The organism is Argonema galeatum A003/A1, assembly GCF_023333595.1.
Lineage (GTDB): Bacteria > Cyanobacteriota > Cyanobacteriia > Cyanobacteriales > Aerosakkonemataceae > Argonema > Argonema galeatum.
On sequence record NZ_JAIQZM010000029.1, the window covers coordinates 47,979 to 71,527 of the forward strand.

Genomic DNA, 23,549 nt, shown 5'->3' on the forward strand with positions numbered 1-23,549 from the left:
AATCCCTGAAAGGGATTTTAGTCGATTTCCAGTATATTGCTAAGTACTTAGTAATATAGCAATATAGGTTTCAATCCCTGAAAGGGATTTTAGTCGATTTCCAGGAATCGCACAGCAAACCGCGTACAGCCTGTATAAAGTTTCAATCCCTGAAAGGGATTTTAGTCGATTTCCAGCGACGAATGACCGAAAGAAAGCCTGCAACGGAGCAGGAAGCGTTTCAATCCCTGAAAGGGATTTTAGTCGATTTCCAGTGCTGTCCCTCAAAACGCTTACTGTATTTAGTTTTCAAGGTGCTTTTGCGACTACCACCTAAGACAATAGCATTACAGCCTGGTAACTTGTCAATACCTTCCAAGAAAAAACCTCCAAAAACCAGTCTACATAAGCTTTCCAGCAATTGCGACAACCTCGATCGCATCCCAAAACCTTGAAACCCTTGCTGGGGGAGGGATACCGCCTAAAATTCGACACCCTCCCCCCAAACACCCCCTGGTAGTCGCAACTAGGCAAAGAAAATCGAATCATCGCGCACCGCTTCACCCCCAATCCGCTCCACCTTACCTTGGCAGCACGCACACAGAAAGTAAAAGCGGATACTGTCCGACTCAGGTTTAATCAGCTTGGCTAGGCGCGATCGCAGTTTAGCATATTGCGTCTCCGTCAAATCGCACTCAAACACACTAAACTGCATCCACTGTCCGTAAGACTTGAGGACAGAATGAACCTTAGTCCGACGACTATCCTCCGAAATATCGTAAGAGACAACAACAAACATCTTATTTCAAAACCAAAGGAGGATACTTCTCAATCTCGCCCATCAAATACTTCGCCACCAAACGCGCCTGAATCTCAAAAGCCTCCTGATAAGTACATTGTCGTCCCAACACCGGATGTTTAAACTTCGATTGCTTCTTCTCCTCATATAGTTTCAGAAACTCACGCCGTCCCTCAGCAGATAGCAACACCGCATTACTAAGCGGTTCCATCGTAAAATCACCCGGACTAACCTTTCGCAAATTAATCGCACCCAAAACAAAAGCATCAACCACCAACGGACGAAACTCCTCCATCAAATCCAACGCCAAACTAGGACGACCGTAATGTTGACAATGAAGATATCCCAAATAAGGATCGAACCCCACCAAATTAACCGCACTTTGGATATCGTGACGCAGCAAAGAATAACCAAAACTCAGCAGCGCATTAACCGAATCCGTAGGAGGACGGCGGTTTCTACCATTAAAACTAAACCCTTCCACCCGAATCAACTGATTAAAAGCACCGAAATAACCAGCACTCCCAGAACCCTCCAAACCGCGCAAAGAATCGATCTTATTAGTTTCCTCGATCGGGCCAATACTGTTTTCAATCCGAGAAATCGCCCCATCCAAATCCAGTTCCGAATACTTCCGCCCCTGTCGCAACAACATCATCCGATAATTCTTCAACTTCCCACGTACAAAACCTTTCACCAAATGAATAGCTTGAGGAGATTCCCCAGCAGCATCCCACTGCGCCTTTCGCACAAAAATATTTTTACTCATTTCCGGCTCCAAACGTCCCAAATAACGTCCAGTCTCAGTCAAAAAACTCAACGGAATATGCCGTTGCAACAACTCATTCACCACCGCAGGCGACACCGTAGCCCTACCCAAAACCACAATCCCATCAACCTTAATTAAAGGCACATCCAAAATCTTTTCATTCTTCGCCTTCACCAACAAACATTCATCACTTTTCCCCACAAAAGCATCTTCAGTCGTGATATAAACCGTTCCCATGTTGATTTCCTCACCTTCTTAAATTCTGGCAATTTATCTAACTGCTCTAAAATCGAATTTATCTCATGCCAGATAACATCGATCGCCTAAAAAATTCGACTTCTTATATCTGCGTGCATCTGCGTGCATCCCTCTTCATCTGCGGTAAAAGATTAACCTACGATGAAAACAGACAATTTGACGATATCACTCTTACGATGCTACCGGACATGAGATCAGCTATCTTCGCAATAGCGACTTACCTTGACAGCAACTTGAGGCAAACATTGAGAAAAAAGACTGCAACCTTTACAACGTTGCGAATAAATTGCTGGTGGTCTAGATCCAGTTTGTAGTAGAATTGTCACAGCCGAAATAGTCGCAACAACCTGCTCTCGTAACCGATCGGAAATCTCCACAAGTTGACGCTGATGAGATTGAGCATAATAAATATAGCCAGTGGTAACATTTTTCCCCGTCATCTCCTCCAAACACAAAGCTTGCGCCGCCACTTGCAACTCATCATTATCCCACTCACCCTTACGCCCTCGCTTGTATTCCACCGGATATAACTGTCCCGATTCCGATTCAATCAAATCCGATTTTCCAATCAATTTGTATTGCTCCGATTTCAGCCAAATAGCGCGAACTTGCCAAGTTTCTTCTCGGTGATTTTCCGAGAGAGTATGTACGCGATCGTGCAAACTCGTCCCTTCAATCGTATACTGATTCTCGCTAAACTCCCCAGCGCAAAACATTCGCCAGCAGCGATGCGAACAGTACGCATAGTGATTCAATGCCCCAATAGGAACGTAATCAATCTCATTCATAGATCAGTGCCTTGAAACCTTAGTAGAATGTCGTCGGATCATCCCCATACCCATAGGCGTCTTGCGCCCAACCCCGCTGTACATCGCAAAGTCAGCCAAAGCATTAATTTGCTTAATCGCAATAGCGTCAACATCACCCAAAATCCGAAAACTCATCACCCCAACACAGCCGATAAACTTACTTCTGGAATCCGCCACAAATTCAGTACGAATATTGAAAAAACTCGGAAAAATCGGCTCCAATAAAGTTTCTTCAAACGGGATACCGCTGTACTGATTCCACCGCCGCAGCAAACTTCCAAAAACGCTATCGCGACTAGGCAAAGCGCAGTCAAAATTGCTTTGCCGAAAAGCAGTAGGAGTACAAAAAGAAAAATCAATCTGGCGTTCCGAATCAGAAGCTTCCTCATAAACTTGAGCATAAGTAGAAAAATTTGCCCAAGGTTGAGTAGATTGAGGCGTACCCAAGATACTCGTAATTTGCAAATCAGCCGATCCCAAATGCCACGGATGCTGAGGATTGATATTCAACCACAAAGAAGTCAGATGTGCGAACAGGGAATCATCTAACAGCGAAACGCGCCACCAGCAAGGGGTGTGAGCCGCTATAGGCTGTCTGTATTCCCATTGCAAGAGGTGATCGCGATGAGAATTATTTCTAACCTGAAGGGGACTGAGAGCGAAAGCTTTCTCCGTTTTTTGTTCGTGAAGGCGATCGCCCAACTCTCTATCCACCGAACTCACCAGAGTCAAAAACAGTGCGTGGAGGTGCTTTCCCGTCAGATAACCCGATGGAATGGGCGACTGCGGGAGAAGATTGAGGACAAGACTGTGAGGCATATTTTAAACTACCCAAAACTCTTCATCATCAGGACATTTAAGTGCAACGCCAGCAGAGGCTATCGCTAAAATACCAGACAAACTTGGAAAAAATGTGTACTGCTTAGGTGAGGGATAATCGTAGGAGGAGACGGAAATCGGGTAACAATCAAGTCCCTGTTTTTTCAACCGCACGATCGCCCAACGATTTTTCGCAGTTTCAGAAACAATCACTCCTGGAATAAGTTGCTTCTCAATTTCCTTAATCAAGGGCGTTGGTCTTACAACATCTCCAAGCATTCGCTTAATGGTACAATTTTCAAATGCAAAAAGCTTACACAAGTAAATGTTCTTGAATTCTTCTAAGTCATCAACTTGTAAAGAAAATGCTAAACTATAAGGTTCCTCAGCCCGTGATGTAATTTCAAGGCGATCGCTATCACTCTCAAATTCATAGAAGCGTAGAAGATGAATCGGATCGAGGTTAGTTTCTCCTACTTCATCCAAAAGCAGATTATCTGGATCGTAAATAGTCACATTTTCAAACAAGCTGTCTCGAAACCGAAATAAAGGAGCATAGCTTTCCTTAATGATTTTGGCGTACTCTTTTAGATTTTCTGCAAGCTGTCGATCTTTCTGAATTTTTAGCTCTACATCTTCGATTGATGCCCGTTTAGATTTGATATCCTCAAAATCTTCAGGACAATATGCTCTGAGATAACTCATCACAAAACTTTGCCCGCCTTTAATGTACTTCCATTCTTTCTGAATCTTTTGAACAGGTTGACTGGAAATATTCTCTGCACCTTTTAATAATTTAATGCGCTCGCGATAAAAGTGCCATTCTCGTTTGCCACCCAATACAGCTTGCAATGTTTGATAGAGTTGAGTAACTAAAGACTCTTCAGGAAGTTTTTCTAGAGAAATTTCAAGTTCGACCAAAGGTCTTGCAATTTCTAGAAATGCTTCCGATCGCCAGTAAATCTCCAAAAACGGACGCTTCAAGCAGTCTAGACTTTCTAACATTTGCTTGAGGGCTTCACGTCCACCAGAACAGTCTAAATTCTCAATTCCTTGTTCCCAAGCTTGTTCTGGTAAATAGGCGATCGCTTCTGAGGGGATATCGGTTTGCTTCTTACCCAAAACCCTTCCAACTCGACCAATACGCTGCCAGAAGGAAAAGCGATCGCGTGTTGAGAAAATCAGCCAGTCAAGGTTTTGTCGAGCTGGATCGACTTCCCGATCGAAGTTGAACCCAACATCTACAGTGCTGGTGGCGAGAATGACTTGCTTCTGTGCTGCCTTTTGTCGCTGCTCGTTTTTGGTATCACCTGTAATGCGGCCACAAAAGTTGGCGTAGCCTCGTTCTCGAAGATCGGTTGCAATTCGGTTTAATGTATCCTTTGCATCGAGAATAACGGCACCATTTTGGTCAGGATAATCGTTGAGACGTTTGATAACCTCATTCGAGATTTCTGCAATCAGCGGTTGCTTCTCTAGTTGCTTACGAATTTCCAAACTTACAGCCGTTTGAGAAGGAATGAGATGAGCGGTTTGTGATTCTCCATCAATGCGAGCAATCCTAACTCCAGATTGTTCAAGAGTTTTTAGAGCGGCTTCGCAGGCTGGTTCTGGTGTTGCTGTTAGGAGAACAACTTTGCGTTTGTACTGAAAGTAATTGAAAACCTTTGAAAGGGCAAGATAAAAGAGTAAGCTAACAAGCTGCTTAGCATCGTAAAGATGAAACTCATCGAAGATGACCGTTGAAAAGCTATTGTAGAATTCGGCAGCGATGTTGCCACGATCGAGCTTGTTATAAGCAAAGAAAGTCGCGTAGTAGAAAATATCTGGATTGGTAACGAGTAGAAGTGGTCTACCACCGCCACATTCAGGAAAGATTGTTGCAGGTTCGCGCAAAACATTGTAAAGCTTTTCACCAGAACGTTTGCCAACTAGATCGTCTCGCCACATTTTAATATCCTTTGCAGATGCAGCTTTGACGATATGAGGTAAACCTGTATCACGCACAAATTTTTCTGCGGCTTCGGTTTGTTGTTCGATTAGTGCGTTGGTTGGTGCGATGTAAATTGCATTGCGATCGCAGTTATGATGCACCACACTCAACCCAGCTTTAGTTTTTCCTGTTCCTGTTGGTGCGAGATCAAGGATGATATCGTTTGTTGCTGCTGCTTGATAGACATCGACTTGGTGCTGAAGTGTTTGATTCTTGAATGCCTGTTTTAGATCTGGAGGAAGTTCAGGATTGGGACAGGCAGCAATACTACGGGGTTCGAGATTGATTTTAAGATTACTCATTGTTGCGTCCACCACAAAATTTTAGATTCGCGGGTAGGATAAAATCGCCAACCTGCCAAGCAGCTCCACGAAATCGCAGGTTTTTCAGCAGGGAGACGGGAGGCATGGAAATTAAATCAAAAGCCAGTAGTTCAAGGCTGCTAGGAATATCGGCTGCGCTGAGATAGGCATTACAGCGATACTCGCCTTGTGGAAGTGGAGTTATTGTCAGTTTCCGCAATAGATCGACGCGCACTTTGCTGGTAAATTTGCCGACGCGGATGTATTCGGGAACTTCGCGATCGCCAAATACCAATGTTTGAAATCGATTACCCCGTTCGATCATCCGCAAACGTCCAGTTTGAGGAAAGTTACTCGGACGAAAGGTATTAGGCTTTTTTCCAGTGCGTTTGAGTGGTAAATCTTCCCGTGCTGTTGCGACACGGTTATTCGTCATGGCATACCAGTAAGAATCAGACAAAGCATTAAAACGCTCAAATCGAAATGAAGCATTGCCTTCAATATGCCAAGCCGGAAGGATGTAACATTGTTCTGCTAGCGGGGTTAAATCTTCCAGATATCTGGGTCGTCCAGTATCTTGTCCGGTGAGGCGATAAGGCGATCGCGCCCATCCCAGTGCATAAGCTAAGGCATAGTTTCCAATTGTTCCTTCGGTGTAGTACGTATCCGACAATTCCCGCGAAGCAAAGAAGACAGGTTCGGCACACCACAACTCGACTAAACGAGCAGTTTGAAATGGTAGTTTAGAGTCAGATTCAGCCAGCAAAAGCTCTAATTGTGGCATAACTTACTCCTCCTGCTGTTGATCTCGCCCTTTTTTCTTCCCTTCGCTTTTCACCTTGCGAAGCGATGCGTAGGACCGATCAAGACGTTTGAGGAATGTTTCCTGTTCGTTCAACGACCAATTGCGATCGACATCTGCAATTAGGGCATCAAGTTCATCAGCAGACAGTTGCATAGAAATTCCTCGTTTGTTTGTCCAGGTAGCAATAACAGATTTGGCTGCTGCAATTAATGGTTCTGTTTTAAAAGGATGTTCAAGAGCTTTTCCATCAGCAGCCAATTTGTCGTAAACCCCTTGCACCAGTTCGAGAGAACTTGGCAGTTCAGCAATGCCTCCAAAGATGCCGAGAATCTGGTTTTCCATGCGACCGACACGGCTCGAAACCGCTCCATAGCGACTTGTCAGCAGAATATTACCGAGGGCATAGCGCAACTCGTCAGCCGTCACGTCTTTGAGGGTGACAATATCGAGGAAATGAACGCCAGGTTTAATATATTCGCTGGTGTTGAGTGCAGTTGATGCGTTACCTTTTTCATCTCGCATTGTCCCAGTTTCAAAGATAGCGTTGATGGTGCGATCGCCAATCAGTTCAGTTGAAGGCAATACACTAAAAGCATCTTCTGTCCATACTCGACTTTTTTGTGCGCCTTCTCCCCCTGCTGCAAAACCGTAGAGGAAACAGTCAATACACATTTCACAGGGAGCATTGGTATTGAGAGCGCAAATCGAATCACTTTTTGGTGCTGTATAGAGTAGTTCGTGCGATCGCAAAAATTCCCGTCCTTTCCGCCGTTCAGGTGCAACTTGCTTGCGTTTGGTCATCACCAAGCGAGAAATTGACTCAGTATTCTGAACTCCAGCTTGTACATATTCGCTACACATCGGTTCTCCCGTCCCTTCCGTGCGGAAGATAGTTTCTGATTGCGTAGTTCGCAAGACAACTACACCAATCGTGCGTCCTTTGGGAAAGTTTTCGTAACTGGGTGCGAGGAATGGTTGCAGTTTTTCAATCGACATGATGATTACTCCTGTTCAGTTTCAATATCTGCTTTAGCTTGCTCTTTAAGTTCTTTTCGGGCTTCCTCAAAAAAGAATAGGTAAGCCGCTTCTAGAGTTTTACGATCTTCAACTAGACGACTAGCTCGTTCTTGATAAACCTCCTGAAAAAGTAGTTTCAAAACTTGGTAATACTGCTTTACTTGTTCTTCACGTTGTTGACTAATTTGAGGCTGCTTGATAATCCTTGCCAAGCGAACTCTGTATTCTTGAGTAAGGGCAGCAAACACCACATCCCAAGACATATGAGGTTTACGAGAGCGAACAGCTTGTAAAAATGCAGAGAATGGTTCAGTTTTGGCTGTGCGCTTATAAGAACTTCCCCGTATGTTGTACTGGGCTGCTAGCTTTGCAGCTTGCAACATATATTTCTTAATCAATTCGTGTTCTTCTGACATAAAACTCCTCAATAATGTAGTTAAAGGTTCGGAAATCCGATTCCAAATAGCCTCCAAATTAGGATCGTCTTGTTCGCGTAAAATCCATCTCAGCAAGACGTGATATATATCAAGCGGTCGTTGTGCTGCCCGTGCCAAATCATAAAGACAATCATCTTTTTTCTGAAGACTAGCAACGCTAACAGCCAACTTTCCTATACATTGCAATCGCTCTAATATTTGCTCGGCAAGCAGCGTAGATTGTCTTTCTTTTTGAGATAAATGCCCTTCTCGCTGATAGCTACCTGATCCAAGTAGAGGCTGTAGTGCAGAAGGAATGCCTTCTACTCTGCTGAACACATCCCACTTAGGCTCGACTTCCAGATTGGCACTGAGAATAAATGGAAAACCAAAATCAGGTGCAAGCGCAAGTTCTAATGCTAAACGTAGTGACTTAAGCAAGGCAACTGAACTATTTACATCGCCCCAAACAATGGGAATCGTAACAGTGCAATGGATAAAATCTGCGCGTTTTGGCAGTGCAAATCCAACCACCTTATTAGATTTGAAGGCGATAATGTTATCTCGATACAACTGCAATTCGTCAATCGTGACTGTTCCTCCTTCTGCATTCGTTGCTGCCGTATCGTGAAGCCACTTGCGCCAAATCGCTTGTAGTTCGCGGTTCGAGCCTCGCGGTAGAGCAAAATGTAAATACAGTGGGTCTTGCTTACTCGCCTTTGGGAAATTAGCCCCCACAGTAATTAACTGGTAAGCCAGAGAAGCAAGGGTATCTGCTCGCCGTTTGGGTTCAGCACTCATACCCCCAGGAAGACGATTTGAAAAGGCTTGTACCTTCGTTCCGGGTGGCATTTTGTTAGAAATTAATTCGTCTACTCCAGCAGACATAGCACCTAAAGAACAACGTTGACGCGGGTTCGCCTCAATATATGCTGTCAATTCTGCAAATCTTTTCCAATCAGTTGCTCTAGAAAAGTTTAGAAGTCGTCTTACTGCTGAAATTAGTTCTTCTGAAACATCAGTATCTTCTACTTGTCGAAGTTGAAATGAGTCTTGCAATGCTGCACGAATGCTATCCATTCCACCTGTTACTGCTTTAGCAGCAAACAGACTACGCCCATATTGAGCGTTGAAAGGTTCTAAGGCTGTACGCTGTTCGGGGGAAAGTCCGATATGAGTGGCAATTCGATCCCACGCATCTTTGGGGCTTAGTTCAGCCGCTCGATAACTGAGATAAGCAGCTTTCATTCCCTCCGAAAATGCAAACTCATCAGCAGTCGCAACAGGAGTTAAAGCAATTGTTTGAGCAACTGCAACAGCTTCTTTTCCGGCATCATTACCGTATTTTTCAATATCTTTTGTAACCTTATCAGCTTTATAGCCACTAAATTTTTTGGCAAGTTCGGTGATAACTTGGTCAAGTGTAGCTTCTGGGTTCTGTTGAATGGCTTGCGGATCGACTTTAATTCCATCCTTGGTAGCTTTGACAAGTTGTTCAACGTTACCACTGAAAACGCGATCGATCTTTTTCTGCCATTGTCTTGCAATCTCAACCGTCAAATCTTCTATAGGAAAAGCTTCGCCTTCAAAAATTTGCCCGTCGGGTTCAATTGCAAGAGTGTGCAATTTATGTTTGTGTAAAACCTCTTCACAAGCAGATAGCAACAAGGAAGTCAGATAACTCCGATCTTCAGATAGCGTAACCTTAAACAGCCGACTAGAGCGACGGAATGCAACTGTTAACTCAGTTTCAACTTTGCGAATGCGAGTTTCTTCTGGAATACCAAGATCGAATAAATCGCCACCGATGAGCATCGCCGACCATCGTTTTATCTGGTCTTTAATTTGGGGATCTTCTGCGACAAAACGCATCCCATCCGTATTGTTATGACCGGAGTGACTTTCAATTAAGCGACGAACGAGTTCGAGTTCTTCATCCGTTTTGACCAGTTCGCCTACTCCCGATCGATCGAGTTGTTCTCGCAAAAAGTTGCGATCGCGTGCCAAAGTTTTGACCTTGCGCTCATCTTTATCCAACTTGTTCAAATCGTGAACAGCAGTTGCAGCCAGGATGGAACCACGTTTCTCTTCAGGAACTCCAGCAAGTTTGCTGACAGTGAGAACAAACTGACAGGCTGAGTCGAGGTGTTCGGCTAGAGTTCGCCCTTTGCGCGTCCCATACTGTCCATGCTTTGCGTGTAACTCGTATAGTTTGGGGCGAATCTCCTTAAAGTACAGATCGTCTAAACCTTCCGGTTCGCGGTTCAGTAGTCGTTGGCGTTTTAGCATTTTACTTTCCTCCCATTTAGTAAGGGCGAACAGTGCGTAGGCGATAGCCGAGGCGTAAGCGATCGCTCAGTCCGTAAGCTTGAGACGGTTGCTCGTCATTCATCCTTTTCTTCCTCTGGCTCAATTGGTTGATATTCCTGAATCCTGTTATTTTGGATAACCCAGAGTTTGCCGATCGCATCCCTTTGCTCTAAACCTGCAATCAAGGTATCGATCGCCTCACACCAATCTGCAAATGAGGCGCGATCGGGTAGGCGAATAACTACAATACCTGCATAATTAGCTGGGTTGAACCGAGCGCGATTGCTAAAGCCTCGATCTGCTGTCACCAGGCATCGCCCCTCTGTTCTACAAACCTCAATCACCTCTGTGTCTGGAGCAGAACTCAATCCCTGTCCTGGCACAGTTGCCACGTCATGACCTGCAACTTGCAAACGCGAGACGATCCGCAAGTCAACGTTTTCATCTAGTTTGATATTCATATTGTTTCTTTCGCTCGATTTAGAGGAATTTCCATCCATCCGCCTCGCGCCATCTCAGCACCATAGGCGATGCAAGCCAGCACATCCTCTCGCTCAATGCTGGGATACGCCTCTAGAATCTCGTCGATTGTCATTCCACCTGCTAAATAATCCAGAATCAAAGACACCCAAATGCGATGTCCGCGAATGCAAGGCTTGCCAAAGCAGATATTTGGATCGATCGAGATGCGGGATAGCAGGTCATCATTAGCCATTGGTACTTCTCCCTAGTATGTCTTTAGTTTACGAGTGGTTGGAAGTGGGGTATTCCTTAGTGGAGTACATTGCCAGCGTGTAGTTACGCCCCGTCATTGCTTTGAGATATGCTGCCAAACTTCCGGTAGTTTGACGCCTTCTGGCACTTCGGACGCAGGACAAGAGTAAACGGGTTTGAGAGTAATGCGATAATCGGACATATCCTTAAACAGTGTCCGTAACTTGTTGTTATTCACCATATTGGCACTCAAAATAGAGATTGGCAAGAAGTATAAGTACAAAAGTGTCCGTATAAATTAGATGAGTCGAAAAGGTCAGTCCATCACCCTGTCTATCTCCGATCGCGACAAAGCCCAACTAGAAGCGATCGCCCGCGAACTCGGCATGATGTGGGGCGATCGCCCGAACATCTCCAAACTGGTAGAAGCGATCGCCCGTCGCCAACTCCTGATCGCCCCCAACATCGACTGGAAAGAACCGCGCTTGCAAGCACTCAAGCAAGCTATGGATGCTCTCATCGATGCTGGAAATATCCAAGCAGCTTTAGATATTGCCAACTTGCTCTTAGAACGCAGCGAACTATCAATCCCCTTACAGCGAGAAATAGAACGATTTATCGAAAACCCTCCCCCAGCTTGGCGAATCGAAATAGAACGTTATATTCACCGCCAACAACCATTTCAGTTAACTTACGAAGACGCGGCTGAAAGGGTTTGGCATTTTCACATCTACCACGCCATCATTACTCGCCATGAAGACCGTCAATACTTAGATTGCTGGTGTGAGGAAAGTGAAGGCAATCAGGATTTAGAAGAATTGAAGCATAATTGGAGCCTGCGCCTAGACCGTATCCCAGAAGCAGCGATCGCACCCATTAAAGGAGAATGGCGCGATAGTCTAGACTATATTCCAGTGGAAATGCACCTATTTCGAGGCTTGGCTTTAGGCTATAAAACCAAAAATACTGAAGATATTACTAATGAACAGTTGCCAGAATTTCCACAAGTACGGCAAGTAGTTCGGCGCGTATCCAGCACTTTTTGGTTTTTCCGAGAAATCTTACGGTATGGGGAAGATTGTGTAATTGTAGCGCCGGAGTCAGTGCGCGATCGCTTCAATCAAAAGCTACAAGCTCTTTATCGTCGCTATAACATCCAATAAATTCAACAACAAGAGATGAAATATAAGCAGCTACTCCATTCTCCTTTTGCCTTCCGCTTCTTGCGCCTTCTGCAAATAATATAGTATAACTGAAGGTAAGCTATACCTTAATACTGCTCGGTTAAGGATATTTGGCGTTTGTAGGGGCGTTCGCCGCTCGGCGCGGATGCGCGATTCATTCGGGCAGAAAATCTAGGTATGGGTCTGGGTTAAATGATTGAGACAACCAGTTTTGGATTTTGAATTTGAATTTAAACGGTTTTAATGTCAATTCAAAATAAATTGGAAATCTGCAATTCTTCAATTTAAAATTTGCCAATGACTTGAACACTCAGAAACCGGGTTTCTTGGAGAAACCCGGTTTCTAAGGGCGCGGCAGTTTTACGTTTAATTATGCTTACCTACTGAATATCTCTCAATGGATATAGCTTGGTCGGGCAAAGTCTACCTTAAGATTCTACCCAGTTCTGAAGAGATTCTCTAGGCTGATAGTAGAGTTGCTCAAGCAATGGGAAAAAACTTATATGACAAGCAATGTTTCTGGTGACATTAACAAGGGTGTTAATGGATCGCTGTGGATGGGTATTCTCCTGATTGTTTTGGGTATTGTGGCGATCGCTCTACCTGCTGTCTCGACAATCGTTATTGAAACTTGGGTCGCGCTGATCCTTGTCTCTGCTGGAGCTGCCAAACTGGTTTACGCATTTCAAAGCCGCGATAATGGAGGCTTCATCTGGAAGCTTTTGTTGAGTGTCCTCTACATTGCAACGGGTCTGATGCTGTTTTTTAATCCTTTAACGGGAGTCCTCACGCTGACCCTGTTGCTGGGAACTTTTTTGCTGGCGGAAGGCACCTTCGAGTTAATCCTGGCATTCCAGTTACGTCCACAACCGAATTGGACATGGGTGTTAATTAATGGCATTATCACCCTGGTATTGGGTGCAATGATTTGGTTCCAGTGGCCTTTCGATGCACCTTGGGCGATCGGGACTCTGATTGGTGCTAGCGTTCTGTTCAGTGGCATTTCACGAGTAATGCTGTCGTTGAATTTGCCTTCTACTCCGAATCAGTCAAATCAAGCGGCTTGAGTCTAAAGTGCTGTAGTCTGGCGTAGGGTGGGCTAAAAGCCCACTTTTATTGTCAGAAATAGGCAGAACAGGGATTGCGCTGCGCGATCGCCTTCGCGGTAAAATTTAAGATGCCGCAGTAATTCCAGCGCCAACCTAACTCCCAACTACAGCCAACAATGAGATTCACACCACTACTGATAATTTTTATTCTGTTGATTTCTGGCTGCGATCGAAAAATTAATCCTGACAGTACTCTCAGCGCAAAAACTGGAGTCACCGAACAACCAGAAGCGCCTCAAAAGCCAAAAGCTTATACAAAAGAAGCGAAATTAATTGCTGTTGGCGACATTCTGATGCACATGGCGCTCACTCGCTCCGGTTACAATCCGCAAAAGAAAACCTATAACTTTGACAATTTTTTCAAGGAAGTCAAGCCTATAATCTCCACTGGCGATTGGGCGATCGCAAATCTAGAGATACCTGTAGCAGGCCCAGAATTGGGTTATTCAGAATATCCTATTTTTAATGCTCCAGCACAAATAGTCGATGCGGCCAAAGGCGCTGGCTTTAATATATTGACAAATGCCAATAATCATGCTTTAGACAAAGGTGAAAAGGGAATAATTAATACGATTAAGAATATTCGATCGCGTGGATTGCCTTCAGTCGGCACCGCGACTTCCTCCAAGGAAGCAGAGAAGATTTTGATCGTCAAGAAAAACGACATTTCGATGGCGGTTATGGCTTATACTTTTGGCACGAATGGCATTCCTATTCCCAAAGGTAAAAACTATCTTGTCTCGCTGATTGATGAAAATAAAATCATCAAAGATATTGCTAGAGCGAAGAAACAAGGAGCCGATGCGGTCACCATTTCCCTTCATTTTGGCGATGAGTATCACCGTCAACCTAACGCCGGACAAAAACAACTGGTCAAAAAGTTGATTGAATCAGGTGCTGATATTATTCTCGGCTGTCATCCCCATGTTGTGCAACCTTACCAAATATTAAAGTTACGCGGGAAAGACGGTAAACCTAGAACCGGAGTTGTCATTTATTCAATGGGAAATTTTATCGCTTATCAGATTGGTTCTTACAAAGATCTTGGGGTAATCTTTTCAGTGAATATTCGCAAACGCTTTCCCGAAAAAACTATCGAAATTACCAATGTCGAAGCGATTCCTACCTGGACTCATAATTATACACTTAATAATAAATTGAATTTTCGCGTTCTGCCCATTGAAGCAGTCGTGACTAGAAAAAACGATCCACTTCTACCAAGTACTAAGTATCCAGTTCTCAAAAATCAATTGCTTGATATGAAGCGTCACCTCAAATCCTTAAGCAGTGATAAATAGTTTTGAGTTTTGACTTCGTTAGTACATGAGCGAGTTCCAGAAATTGTCTGTTGTCATCGTTGGTTAAATTTTTACCGCAGATGAAGAGGGATGCACGCAGATGAACGCAGATAAGAATAAGAACATGAATTTTTTAGGCAACTGATGCTATCGGATCTAATATAATTTTTGACTTTTCTACACTTTTTCCTTTGCTGGCGGTGTGACGCCCATTTTGTTGAGGATAACTTCCAGTTCCTTTAGCAATTTAAAGTCTGACTGCGGCAGAAACTGAGTGCTATTTCCGAACAAACCATCAGCTACAGAAGGGTTTTTCTCAAGGAAGGCGAACGCCTGTCGAAACTGACGCTGATTTGCGAAGATAGGCGAGTCAAAATGACAGGGAATAATTCGATCGAAATCCCAACTCGCTACCTTGTTAGCCCAGTCGATCGCTTGCTTGGGCGCTCGGTTGAGAATGAGCGTCTGCAAAATTGGTGCTACAAACAAGCGTCCGCCCCCGCGCAGTGCATCGAACGACTGTTTCCACTCATTTTTCCATTTGAACGGAAACCAACCGAAATACGCCTTCCTAGAGCGATCGGGCCCTTTGAGAGCATCGCGAAAAGATTGCCCCATTTCCACCACTTCCAGTGCGCTGGGTCGGAAGTAAAAAGCAAACAGCGAAATGCGCTGCCATCCTTTGTGGCGCGTCGCCTCGCTGTCCTCAACCACGTCAAACGCATCATCCTTGGCGTGGAACAGCAAGGGGTAGGGGTCAAGTTGAACTATAGCAGGCGGTTCCTCTGGCACGGAAACCACCGAGTCTGTCACCAGCAGCGTGCGCGTCAGCTTATCGAAAAAAGCTACTTCCTCAAACGGCCCCAGTCCCAGATCGATCGGCCCCAGCATCGCGTAATCAAAGCGATCGGCAAAAGGCGCTAAACTACTGTCGGATGGCAGTATCTGAGTGCGTTTCGCAGGCAAACCCAGCCAGCTAAGAGGCAAGTTTAACGGGAAACTCCACTGGGAAGGCGCGACAAAAACCTGCGCGAGAGGAAAGCGTCTGGCAAAAGGGCCAACGAAAACCTTATGTTCGATACCTGAAACAGTTGGCAGGATAATGTACTTAACATCGCCGTGCATTGCCTCCAACTCCTTGACAAGCCTTACACATTCTGGTGTCGGAGCGACTGGCGCATAGACGAAAAGACCGCCTTCTTCCAACTTAACCACGGTCATGCGAATCGGCGCAACCACATAAAGGATGCCCTGCAACTGGTCAAAAGTCCAGATTTTGTCTTTAACCACCTCATGGCAAAGTGTTCGCCGCCTGCCGTATGGGTAGAGCGGTACAGCAGGCCAAAAAGGCCATGACAAGTCTCCTGGATCGATGCTCGGACAAACCTCTTGCTCCTGCGTCTGGTGCGCTTTCATCTGTCTTAATCTCTAGAAAGTTTAGATCGCAAATTGGTTATCAATTGGTTATCGAAACTCTAGTCTCTCATGACTTTGAGCTTATTTGAAAAATCCCAGTCATATTACAGCGGTTTCATCGTTTATGTAAGAGAATTGTCTGTTTTCATCGTAGGTTAATTTTTTACCGCAGATGAAGAGGGATGCACGCAGATGCACGCAGATATGAGAAGGCGAATTTTTTAGGCAACCAATGTTATCGGATATGATATCAGCCAAAAGAAACCCGGTTTCTCGATGACCCTGGGTGGGTGGATATTTTTTTTAACCACAGATGAACACAGATGAATATCTGGATTTATAGTGGGGTATGCAAGTAAAATTGGGTTTTTCGGATCGGTTTTAAGAGGAAACATTTGAAAATTTATGTTGCGATAAATCCATTAGATTGCACAGCTTATAAACGGCTCTCGCTCCAACGTTTGCATCCCACTCATCATTACCAACTTCGTTGACATCAAAGCCAATAATCTGTCTTCCACTATCCACAACTTCCCGGAACAAGCAAAAGGCTTGCTCTAGTTCCAGACCTCCAGGGACAGGCGTTCCTGTATTCGGACACAGTTTGGGATCTAGTCCATCGACATCAAAACTGATATAAACTTGCTGGGGCAGTTCTGCCACCATCTTTTTGCAAAGTTCGATCCAAGGAACGCCAGCATAAAGCTTTTGTTTCAATATCGGATCGTAATATGCAGAAATTCGTCCTTTTGACTGATCGATCGTGTTGATTTCATCCTGGCAGATATCGCGAATTCCCACTTGAACTAACTTGGAGATTTGGGGTAATTGCAGCGCATTAAACATAATCGAGGCATGAGAGAATTGGAAACCCTCGTATGCGTCGCGCAAGTCTGCATGAGCGTCGATATGCAAAATTCCAAAGTCAGGATAGTGTTGTGCTAATGCCTGGATAGATCCCAGGGGTACACTGTGATCGCCGCCAATGACGGCCACTTTTTTACCTTGGTTTATAGCAGCTTGAGCCATATCAAATAGCCATTGATTGACGGCTTGACACTCTCTGTTTACGGTTTCCAGAACTTCAGATAGTTCTGGATTTTCTTCGACACAGCCGCCTTCTTCCATATACTCGATAATTCTGGTAGCTTCCTGTCTCAATATTTCATTTTTCTGCTGAATATGGGCGGGAATTTCAACCATGAAAATGCCTTGTTTCCAACCATCAGAATTATCGAAGTCATAGATATCAAGTTGGCGAGATGCTTCTAGAACTCTCGCAGGACCTGCGGCTGTACCTGCGCCGTAGGAAACAGTTACTTCCCAGGGAATGCCAAACACAATGATATTGGCAGATTCGTAATCGAATGGTAGTCCTAACAGGTTACCGTTATCGACACCAAGAGCGTTGGGGTCAAAGTTTTGCAGGATTTCTTCTCTAGTAGGCATTTTAGGTAAGTTTAGGGAGAGTGTTTTTCCGATCCGAATAGCCCCTGTGGTATCTTTCTTGAGAGGGGGACTTCTTGCTCTAAGACAATCATGGCAAGTTAACCTATGTTGTTTGTATTCTAGCCAGAAATTTTTGCCGATCGCTCAAATGGTGCTGGCTCGACCACAATGATGTCATCTTAGAAGATTATGGAGATTTAGTGTAAAACTGTGAATTTTGAGCATGGAAATCTGCTAATTGTAGCTTGCTCCCAGCGTAAACGTTCGGATGCAGATTTGCTACCTGCTATTGAGCGGTACGATGGGCCTGTTTTCCGGTTGCTGCGTCGCTTTCTACGGAAGCAACCAGCAGCACCATTGGATATATATATTTTGTCAGCTAAGTTTGGATTGATATCTAGTGAATATCTAATTCCAGATTATGATCGACGAATGACAAAAACGCACTCGCGGCAATTGCAACCAGAGGTCATTGCTAAATTTGAAGAAATCCTCAACGTCAAGTCATACCAAAAACTTTGCCTTTGTCTGGGTCGAGATTATTTCCTCGCACTGGATAAATACGATATACTAATCAAATCAGGATTATCTGTGCGAATTGCTACAGGCTCTTTGGGTAAAAAGCTGGCAACCTTGCATGATTGGCTGTACGGGAAGCCCCCGGAACTAGCCATTGGACAGGCGATCGCCTTACAAGGAAAAGCTTGCCTCAAAAGAATTGAGGTGGCGATGACACCAGCACAAGTGCTTGATGTGGCGCGTCAGGCGTTAGCAGAAGGCAAGGGTAACCCCGCTAGCTACCAGTCATGGTACGTGCTAGTTGGCGATCGGCGAGTATCGCCGAAGTGGGTGGTGAGCCTCTTAACAGGATTGCCTGTCAGTGATTTTCATTCGAGCGCGGCTAGGCGAATGCTCCAACAACTTGGTGTAGAAATTTATAGAGAATAATCAAATCTCAATCTGAATAGAGGTGTTTAAAAATGATCGTTAATACTCTCCCTATCGGCACAGTTATTTCTGATCGCGATACCCCAACTTTTGAAACTGTGCGAATCAAATTGAAAGCAGGACAAGATGTAAAGCCTGGTATGCTTGTTCGGATTCCTGTATCAAGAACAGAAAAGACCATGCTTTATGGTCGAATTCGTAGTGCTTATGAAAGCAACTCTAATGAAAGCGCAGAAAGCATCAACGTTACTGAGAGCATGGGGCTGCCGCGAAATTATCCTAAAGAGGAAGATAGCACAAGGATATTTCGCCTTGCCGAAGCTGACTTGATTGAGGAGATTATAGAGACAGAGATCAGAGCGCCACAGAATTTACCAAATTCGGGGGCAGAAGTATTTATTGCTGATAGCAATGAAACAGTCCGTGTTTTGGGTATGGAGACAGATCAATCTAAGGGTTTGTACATTGGTGAAACAGTAAGTGGCACAAAAACAGAAATAATTCTAAAACGTGAGGCGATTCAGCGACACTTTTTTATAGGTGGAACTACAGGCAGTGGCAAGAGTTATGCAATGGGTGTAATTGCCGAAGAAATCATCCAAATGAATTTACCAATTGTTTTTATAGATACCCAGGATGAATATTCATCTTTAGTTGAAAAATTGGGTGGAAAAGTGGTTGAGCCAGGAGAAGATTTTAGCATTCGGATCTCATCACTTACTGAATCAGAATTGATAAATTTACTTCCTGAAGCAATGAAACAAAGTTCTGTTCAGTGTGACGTAGTGACCAGGGCTTTTAGTGAATTACAAACTCGTCTAGTCAAGGGAGATATTGCAAAATTTACGTTGGATGATGTTTTAGCAAAAATACCAGATTCAGCAGCAGCACTATCAGGTAAACCTGGTGATGTGCCACGATTGGTGGATACAGTCACACGCAGGTTAGAAACTCTCAATAATTACAAAATATTTGGCAAGGGGGTAGCTGACTGGCGAAAACTTATGTATCCTTGTCTGGCAATAAATTGTAAAAAACTAACATCTATACAGCTTCAATCTATAGCAACAGCAGTCTTGAGGGAACTTCAGAACTTACGCATCCGAGGTCATATTCCACCTTATGTGGCGGTTGTGGATGAGGCTCACTTATTTGTACCACAAGGTGAGGGTAGCCCTTGCAAACAAATAATACGGGAAGGTGTACGAATTGGAAGACATCACGGCATTTGTATGGTATTAATGACACAAAGCCCTATTGACATTGATAGAAGCATTATTCGTCAGTGTAATACAAGACTGGTGTTTGCCTTGGAACCAGATCAGCTTGATGCCATTCGGGGGGTAAAGTCAGATGCCTCTGAAGAAATGTTACGCGCCTTACCCAAAATGCCACGCGGTACTTGCTTGCTTTCAGGGACTTATGAGAGTGTCAAGCACACGATTCCGGTACGCATTAGGGAGCGTAAAACTAAAAATTCAGAAGGCGGTAAAACTCCTGATATTTTCAAGGAGATGAAAGATGAATGGATATCTAAAATTAATGAATTGAAACAAAAGGAGAAATAAAAATGCCCAGAAAACCCCAATCTCAGCCGGACTCATCTGAGCAATATCAGCAATTAGAACTGGACTTCAATAAAATCATCAACGATGAATCACATAAGGTATTCAGTCGTGATGCAGTTGCAGATTATAATCCAGTTGAAAGAACGGCTGATTATATGCGACAAATAGTTAAGGCTCAGAGCAATTGGGAAACCACAATTAAGACGGCACGGGAACATTTACTGGAAAAAGATCCTAGAGAACTCTACCTTGAATTTTTCACTGACCTCAAGCGTCAAATAGAGCAAGACTCATCTAAATCAGCACGACTAGCACGCCTGTTAGAGCAGGTTGCTCTTCGTGGATTTGGAATGACTAAGGAACAAGTGCGAATTCATAAACCAGACAGAGGTAGTAGTCGATGGAGAGTACATCTGGATGTTGCATTAATTCAACAACATCTTCAAAGCCATATTGTAGGAGAACACTTCCTTAACCCGATTACTTCTGATGACGTTTGGGGAAACCGTGACTTTCTCATCGGGTCTTCTGATGTGAGCCAGCATCGCAGTTCTGTACCTATTCCCGCACGGTTTTTCATACGCAGTGTACCCTTTTTACTGAATAATGCTGCTGGTGCGGTACTTAGGGTGCAACAGGGTCAAGTGAGTTATGATCAGGCTCGATTCAATCCGCAACCGAATGAAGAATTACTCAAATGGATGCTAATTGACCCATCATACCAAGACGAGCTAGAACCTGAAGATTATCAACGCTGTCTCGCCTCAGCAATGGACGTTGGTCAGTACAAGTTTGACCATGAATATTTGTTGAATGCAGACCGAAATCGTCCAGATATTATCCTCAGAGATGGTAGCCTATTTCCGCAGGATGCTTACTTAGACAACTTTTTAATTGAAAACAGGCGTGGTGAATTTACCCGCGAAGCAATACGAGACTTGCTTAAATGTCTCAATTGTGCTAGAGACTACAAGATTATTTACTGTGGAGTAGCCAAAAATGTACGTTTAAAAGTTTATAGTGCCGTTTTGGATTGGTATATTGCTAAGGAGATAGATCCGAATTGGGAAACTGGAAACTATACTCTTAATGATGGACAAATGATGACATTGTTGTTGTCAGATCCTTCGTTTGTTGGTGATTATCTAAAACAAACAATAGCTACCTGTTTGATACGTCGTTCTTTCACTACAAGAGCTACCTTGAATGAAATAGCTAATCTTACAGACTTAGAAAACTCTTACTTTGAACGTTATGAAAAGAAACATGATATTAACATCAGTCCTTATAAACAATTGTGTAACATTTTTCATATCTATATGTTTTTTATAGGTCACTCCAAAAATCCTAATCAGCAGTTACCTCGGTATGAATTTTTTCACAATGATTCTCTTGGAACCGTATCATCAATAGCAGAAAAAATTCTAAGGGCTTTACGATATTCTAATATAGATATCGACCAAGATCATTCATTTATGGCTGAGGAGCCAATTACCTATATAATACCAACGGTTACTCAGCAAGCACATATTTACTCAAAGGATGTTGGTAAGTACATAACTGATGGCACTGGACAATTGCTTATGTCCCGATATAAAACTCTACTATCAGAAATGGTTTAGGATATCTGAATCATGCAAATCGTCGCTGGCATTAGTTTAAAAGGAATCAAACCGCGTGTATGGGATAGAACTTCAGAGTATTACCTTCCCCAACTACACGCGGTAATGGTTTCCTACGCTGATTTTCACAAAATGCCTAAACGCAGGCATGAAGCAATGGAAAAGGGACTGCACGAATCTCTGGGTATTCCTAATCGGGTTCAAATTTATCTTGATAACGGTGCTTTTTACTTTATAAAACGTGATGGTGAAACGCCAAGAAAAGAGTATGAAGAGTTTGTAGAAAAAGCTAAACCAGACTGGTATCCAATTCCTCAAGACTTCATTCCTACTCCCAAAATGACATTTAAGGAGCAGCAACAATGTTTCAAACGCACAATGGAAATGAATCTGGCTTATAAAGACCATCCATCATACATTCCTGTTATTCACATTAGCCAATTGCTTGAAGAGTATGTAAATGAAATCAAGGCACATAAGGAATTCTTAGCAAAACCATATATTGCTTTGGGTGGCATTGTACCAAATTTACTACGCGCTCCTAAAGCAATACCTTATCATAAAATTCTATCTAGCATTCAACATATACGCGAAGAATTTAAAAATACAAAACTTCATGTTTTTGGCATGGGTGGGACAGCAACTATACATTTAGCTGCTTTATTGAGCATTAACTCAGTAGACTCAAGCGGTTGGCGCAGTCGTGCGGCGCGGGGGATGATACAATTGCCTGGAACCGGAGAGCGAATTGTGGCTCCTTTAGGTAACTGGAGGGGTCGTCAAGTCAGTAATGAAGAGTGTCAAAAATTAGAGCAATGTTTATGTCAAGCCTGTAAGCAGTATGGGCTAAATGGACTAAAAAAAGATGGGATGCAAGGTTTTTGTAACAGAGCAACTCATAACCTGTGGATTCTACTAGAAGAGGCTCGACTAATTCAAGAACATCTGCTTGATGAAACTTATAAGGAATGGTACAAAACACATTTAGATAATACTACTTATCGTCCGCTGATTGAGCGAGTAGTCGCTAACTTGGAATGCAGAAAAGTTAAGCAAGGGTTTTCTTTTTCCAAAAACAGCTTATAACCTACCATACTGAATGTTTTTTCTTCCCTAAAAGAGAGGAAGTTCTCTATGGTTATCTGGACTAACATTGCTCTTCCACTGATTTAGAAGTCTCAGACGGTTACTACAACAATCTACTCAATAGTGTCATCTTTGGTTGTAGCGAGTCAATAATTACTTTTTGAGGAAACTACAGATCAGTTTGCCTGGGCTACTGGACTGGAACGGGACGATCGTTCCATCTTTTCGTATTTTAATGCGATCGCGACAATTATATACTTCTATTGGCCTTGCTACCCCGTCAACACTGACTGATGCCCTATACTCCCAGTAATTTTTAGCACTTCGGTTGATACTTATGATGCAGATTGTGCGATCGTTGGTGTTGCGACAAAACGATGCTTCAGCTGGTAGTGCAACTGCAAACGATAAGGTGAATAACAGTAACATAGCAATATATTTCACGGTATCCCAAATTACCCTCCAAAACAGCTTACTTATATGCCAGATTCTGGCTTTCATCCCCATAGAGATAGAAAGAGTGTATCCAGAAACACTGAGCTTAACATTACTCCCTTCCCGCCAGAAGATTTTGTAGGGGCGTTCGCGCAGCGGTGCGGATGCACTTAGCATTGCGGAATAACCGTAACTCTTAACCCAAACGTTAATTCCGCAATGCTTCGCCCTCCCAGCATACTAGGCTATGATAAATATAAGCAAACAAGTCTAAAATATCTGTAGATAAAGATCAATTAATTCTTCTGTCTCTATTTCCCATTGACCTATGATTTTCATTAACCCTAAAACCGATTACGCCTTCAAGAAAATCTTTGGTTCCTCTGAAAGCAAAGACATTCTCATTAGCTTTCTCAACGCCATGATTTATGATGGCGTTTCTAT

At 43.6% G+C, this 23,549-nt stretch carries 22 protein-coding genes and 1 CRISPR repeat array (1 of these 23 only partly in view); of the genes, 8 read left to right on the plus strand and 14 right to left on the minus strand.

The genetic code is table 11. From position 1 onward, the window contains the following. Positions 1-254: direct repeats of the CRISPR family, unit length 37 nt; unit sequence GTTTCAATCCCTGAAAGGGATTTTAGTCGATTTCCAG (it extends 2,608 nt beyond the left edge of the window). A gap of 251 nt (positions 255-505) precedes the next feature. The 11 genes from cas2 to LAY41_RS24145 form a co-directional block, all read right to left on the minus strand. Continuing rightward, positions 506-778, minus strand: coding sequence for a CRISPR-associated endonuclease Cas2 (gene cas2, locus LAY41_RS24095; RefSeq protein WP_249068253.1), 273 nt, complete (start codon positions 776-778; stop codon positions 506-508). A 1-nt stretch (position 779) separates the two neighbouring features. Beyond that, positions 780-1,784, minus strand: a complete 1,005-nt coding sequence (cas1d, locus tag LAY41_RS24100) for a type I-D CRISPR-associated endonuclease Cas1d (RefSeq protein WP_249103603.1) — start codon at positions 1,782-1,784, stop codon at positions 780-782. 215 nt (positions 1,785-1,999) lie between these two features. After that, entirely contained in the window at positions 2,000-2,593 is a 594-nt protein-coding gene (cas4, locus tag LAY41_RS24105) for a CRISPR-associated protein Cas4 (RefSeq protein WP_249103605.1), read from the minus strand. Between the two features lie 3 nt (positions 2,594-2,596). Then, positions 2,597-3,433, minus strand: a complete 837-nt coding sequence (gene cas6, locus LAY41_RS24110; RefSeq protein WP_249103606.1) for a CRISPR-associated endoribonuclease Cas6 — start codon at positions 3,431-3,433, stop codon at positions 2,597-2,599. Between the two features lie 3 nt (positions 3,434-3,436). Continuing rightward, positions 3,437-5,728: a type I-D CRISPR-associated helicase Cas3' gene (cas3, locus tag LAY41_RS24115; protein ID WP_249103608.1), complete on the minus strand. Its 2,292-nt coding sequence runs from the start codon at positions 5,726-5,728 to the stop codon at positions 3,437-3,439. After that, on the minus strand, positions 5,721-6,512 hold the full coding sequence (gene cas5d / locus LAY41_RS24120) for a type I-D CRISPR-associated protein Cas5/Csc1 (RefSeq protein WP_249103610.1): 792 nt from the start codon (positions 6,510-6,512) through the stop codon (positions 5,721-5,723). Before cas5d ends, cas3 begins: the two co-directional genes overlap by 8 nt. A gap of 3 nt (positions 6,513-6,515) precedes the next feature. Next, complete coding sequence (cas7d, locus tag LAY41_RS24125; RefSeq protein ID WP_249103612.1) at positions 6,516-7,529, minus strand: type I-D CRISPR-associated protein Cas7/Csc2; 1,014 nt, start codon at positions 7,527-7,529, stop codon at positions 6,516-6,518. Between the two features lie 5 nt (positions 7,530-7,534). Continuing rightward, the gene (locus tag LAY41_RS24130) at positions 7,535-10,255 is read right to left on the minus strand and encodes a CRISPR-associated protein Csc3 (protein WP_249103613.1); all 2,721 of its coding nucleotides are present in this window, start codon (positions 10,253-10,255) and stop codon (positions 7,535-7,537) included. Positions 10,256-10,350: 95 nt separating this feature from the next. Then, positions 10,351-10,737 (minus strand): DUF5615 family PIN-like protein, encoded by a 387-nt coding sequence (locus tag LAY41_RS24135; RefSeq protein ID WP_249103616.1) that lies wholly within the window; start codon positions 10,735-10,737, stop codon positions 10,351-10,353. After that, complete coding sequence (locus LAY41_RS24140) at positions 10,734-10,991, minus strand: DUF433 domain-containing protein (protein WP_249103618.1); 258 nt, start codon at positions 10,989-10,991, stop codon at positions 10,734-10,736. Before LAY41_RS24140 ends, LAY41_RS24135 begins: the two co-directional genes overlap by 4 nt. A 93-nt stretch (positions 10,992-11,084) precedes the next feature. After that, complete coding sequence (locus tag LAY41_RS24145; protein WP_249103621.1) at positions 11,085-11,231, minus strand: hypothetical protein; 147 nt, start codon at positions 11,229-11,231, stop codon at positions 11,085-11,087. Positions 11,232-11,292: 61 nt separating this feature from the next. Between LAY41_RS24145 and LAY41_RS24150 the strand changes: the two genes are divergently transcribed. From LAY41_RS24150 to LAY41_RS24160, 3 genes are all read left to right on the plus strand, one after another. Continuing rightward, the gene (locus tag LAY41_RS24150; protein WP_249103623.1) at positions 11,293-12,153 is read left to right on the plus strand and encodes a helix-turn-helix transcriptional regulator; all 861 of its coding nucleotides are present in this window, start codon (positions 11,293-11,295) and stop codon (positions 12,151-12,153) included. A 524-nt stretch (positions 12,154-12,677) separates the two neighbouring features. After that, on the plus strand, positions 12,678-13,241 hold the full coding sequence (locus LAY41_RS24155) for an HdeD family acid-resistance protein (protein WP_249103625.1): 564 nt from the start codon (positions 12,678-12,680) through the stop codon (positions 13,239-13,241). A 158-nt stretch (positions 13,242-13,399) separates the two neighbouring features. Continuing rightward, positions 13,400-14,581, plus strand: a complete 1,182-nt coding sequence (locus LAY41_RS24160) for a CapA family protein (RefSeq protein WP_249103628.1) — start codon at positions 13,400-13,402, stop codon at positions 14,579-14,581. Positions 14,582-14,758: 177 nt separating this feature from the next. Here LAY41_RS24160 and LAY41_RS24165 read toward each other — a convergent pair whose 3' ends face one another. Next, a complete protein-coding gene (locus LAY41_RS24165) occupies positions 14,759-15,997 on the minus strand; it encodes a DUF4336 domain-containing protein (protein ID WP_249103630.1) in 1,239 nt (412 codons plus the stop codon). A 381-nt stretch (positions 15,998-16,378) separates the two neighbouring features. Beyond that, the gene (locus tag LAY41_RS24170; RefSeq protein ID WP_249103633.1) at positions 16,379-17,446 is read right to left on the minus strand and encodes an agmatinase family protein; all 1,068 of its coding nucleotides are present in this window, start codon (positions 17,444-17,446) and stop codon (positions 16,379-16,381) included. Between the two features lie 210 nt (positions 17,447-17,656). Between LAY41_RS24170 and LAY41_RS24175 the strand changes: the two genes are divergently transcribed. The 4 genes from LAY41_RS24175 to LAY41_RS24190 are packed head-to-tail and all read left to right on the plus strand — an operon-like array spanning position 17,657 to position 22,670. Then, on the plus strand, positions 17,657-18,394 hold the full coding sequence (locus LAY41_RS24175) for a DUF6884 domain-containing protein (protein WP_249103636.1): 738 nt from the start codon (positions 17,657-17,659) through the stop codon (positions 18,392-18,394). Between the two features lie 32 nt (positions 18,395-18,426). After that, positions 18,427-19,962, plus strand: coding sequence for an ATP-binding protein (locus LAY41_RS24180; RefSeq protein ID WP_249103638.1), 1,536 nt, complete (start codon positions 18,427-18,429; stop codon positions 19,960-19,962). A 2-nt stretch (positions 19,963-19,964) separates the two neighbouring features. Continuing rightward, the gene (locus tag LAY41_RS24185; RefSeq protein ID WP_249103641.1) at positions 19,965-21,584 is read left to right on the plus strand and encodes a hypothetical protein; all 1,620 of its coding nucleotides are present in this window, start codon (positions 19,965-19,967) and stop codon (positions 21,582-21,584) included. 12 nt (positions 21,585-21,596) lie between these two features. Then, positions 21,597-22,670 carry a tRNA guanosine transglycosylase family protein gene (locus LAY41_RS24190; RefSeq protein ID WP_249103644.1) on the plus strand — a complete coding sequence of 358 codons (1,074 nt, stop codon included), beginning with the start codon at positions 21,597-21,599 and terminating at the stop codon, positions 22,668-22,670. A 153-nt stretch (positions 22,671-22,823) separates the two neighbouring features. Here LAY41_RS24190 and LAY41_RS32650 read toward each other — a convergent pair whose 3' ends face one another. Further along, the gene (locus tag LAY41_RS32650) at positions 22,824-23,282 is read right to left on the minus strand and encodes a hypothetical protein (protein ID WP_338023048.1); all 459 of its coding nucleotides are present in this window, start codon (positions 23,280-23,282) and stop codon (positions 22,824-22,826) included. Positions 23,283-23,433: 151 nt separating this feature from the next. Here LAY41_RS32650 and LAY41_RS24200 point away from each other — a divergent pair. Next, positions 23,434-23,549 (plus strand): Rpn family recombination-promoting nuclease/putative transposase (locus LAY41_RS24200; protein ID WP_249103650.1); only part of this gene is annotated, 116 nt, incomplete at its 3' end.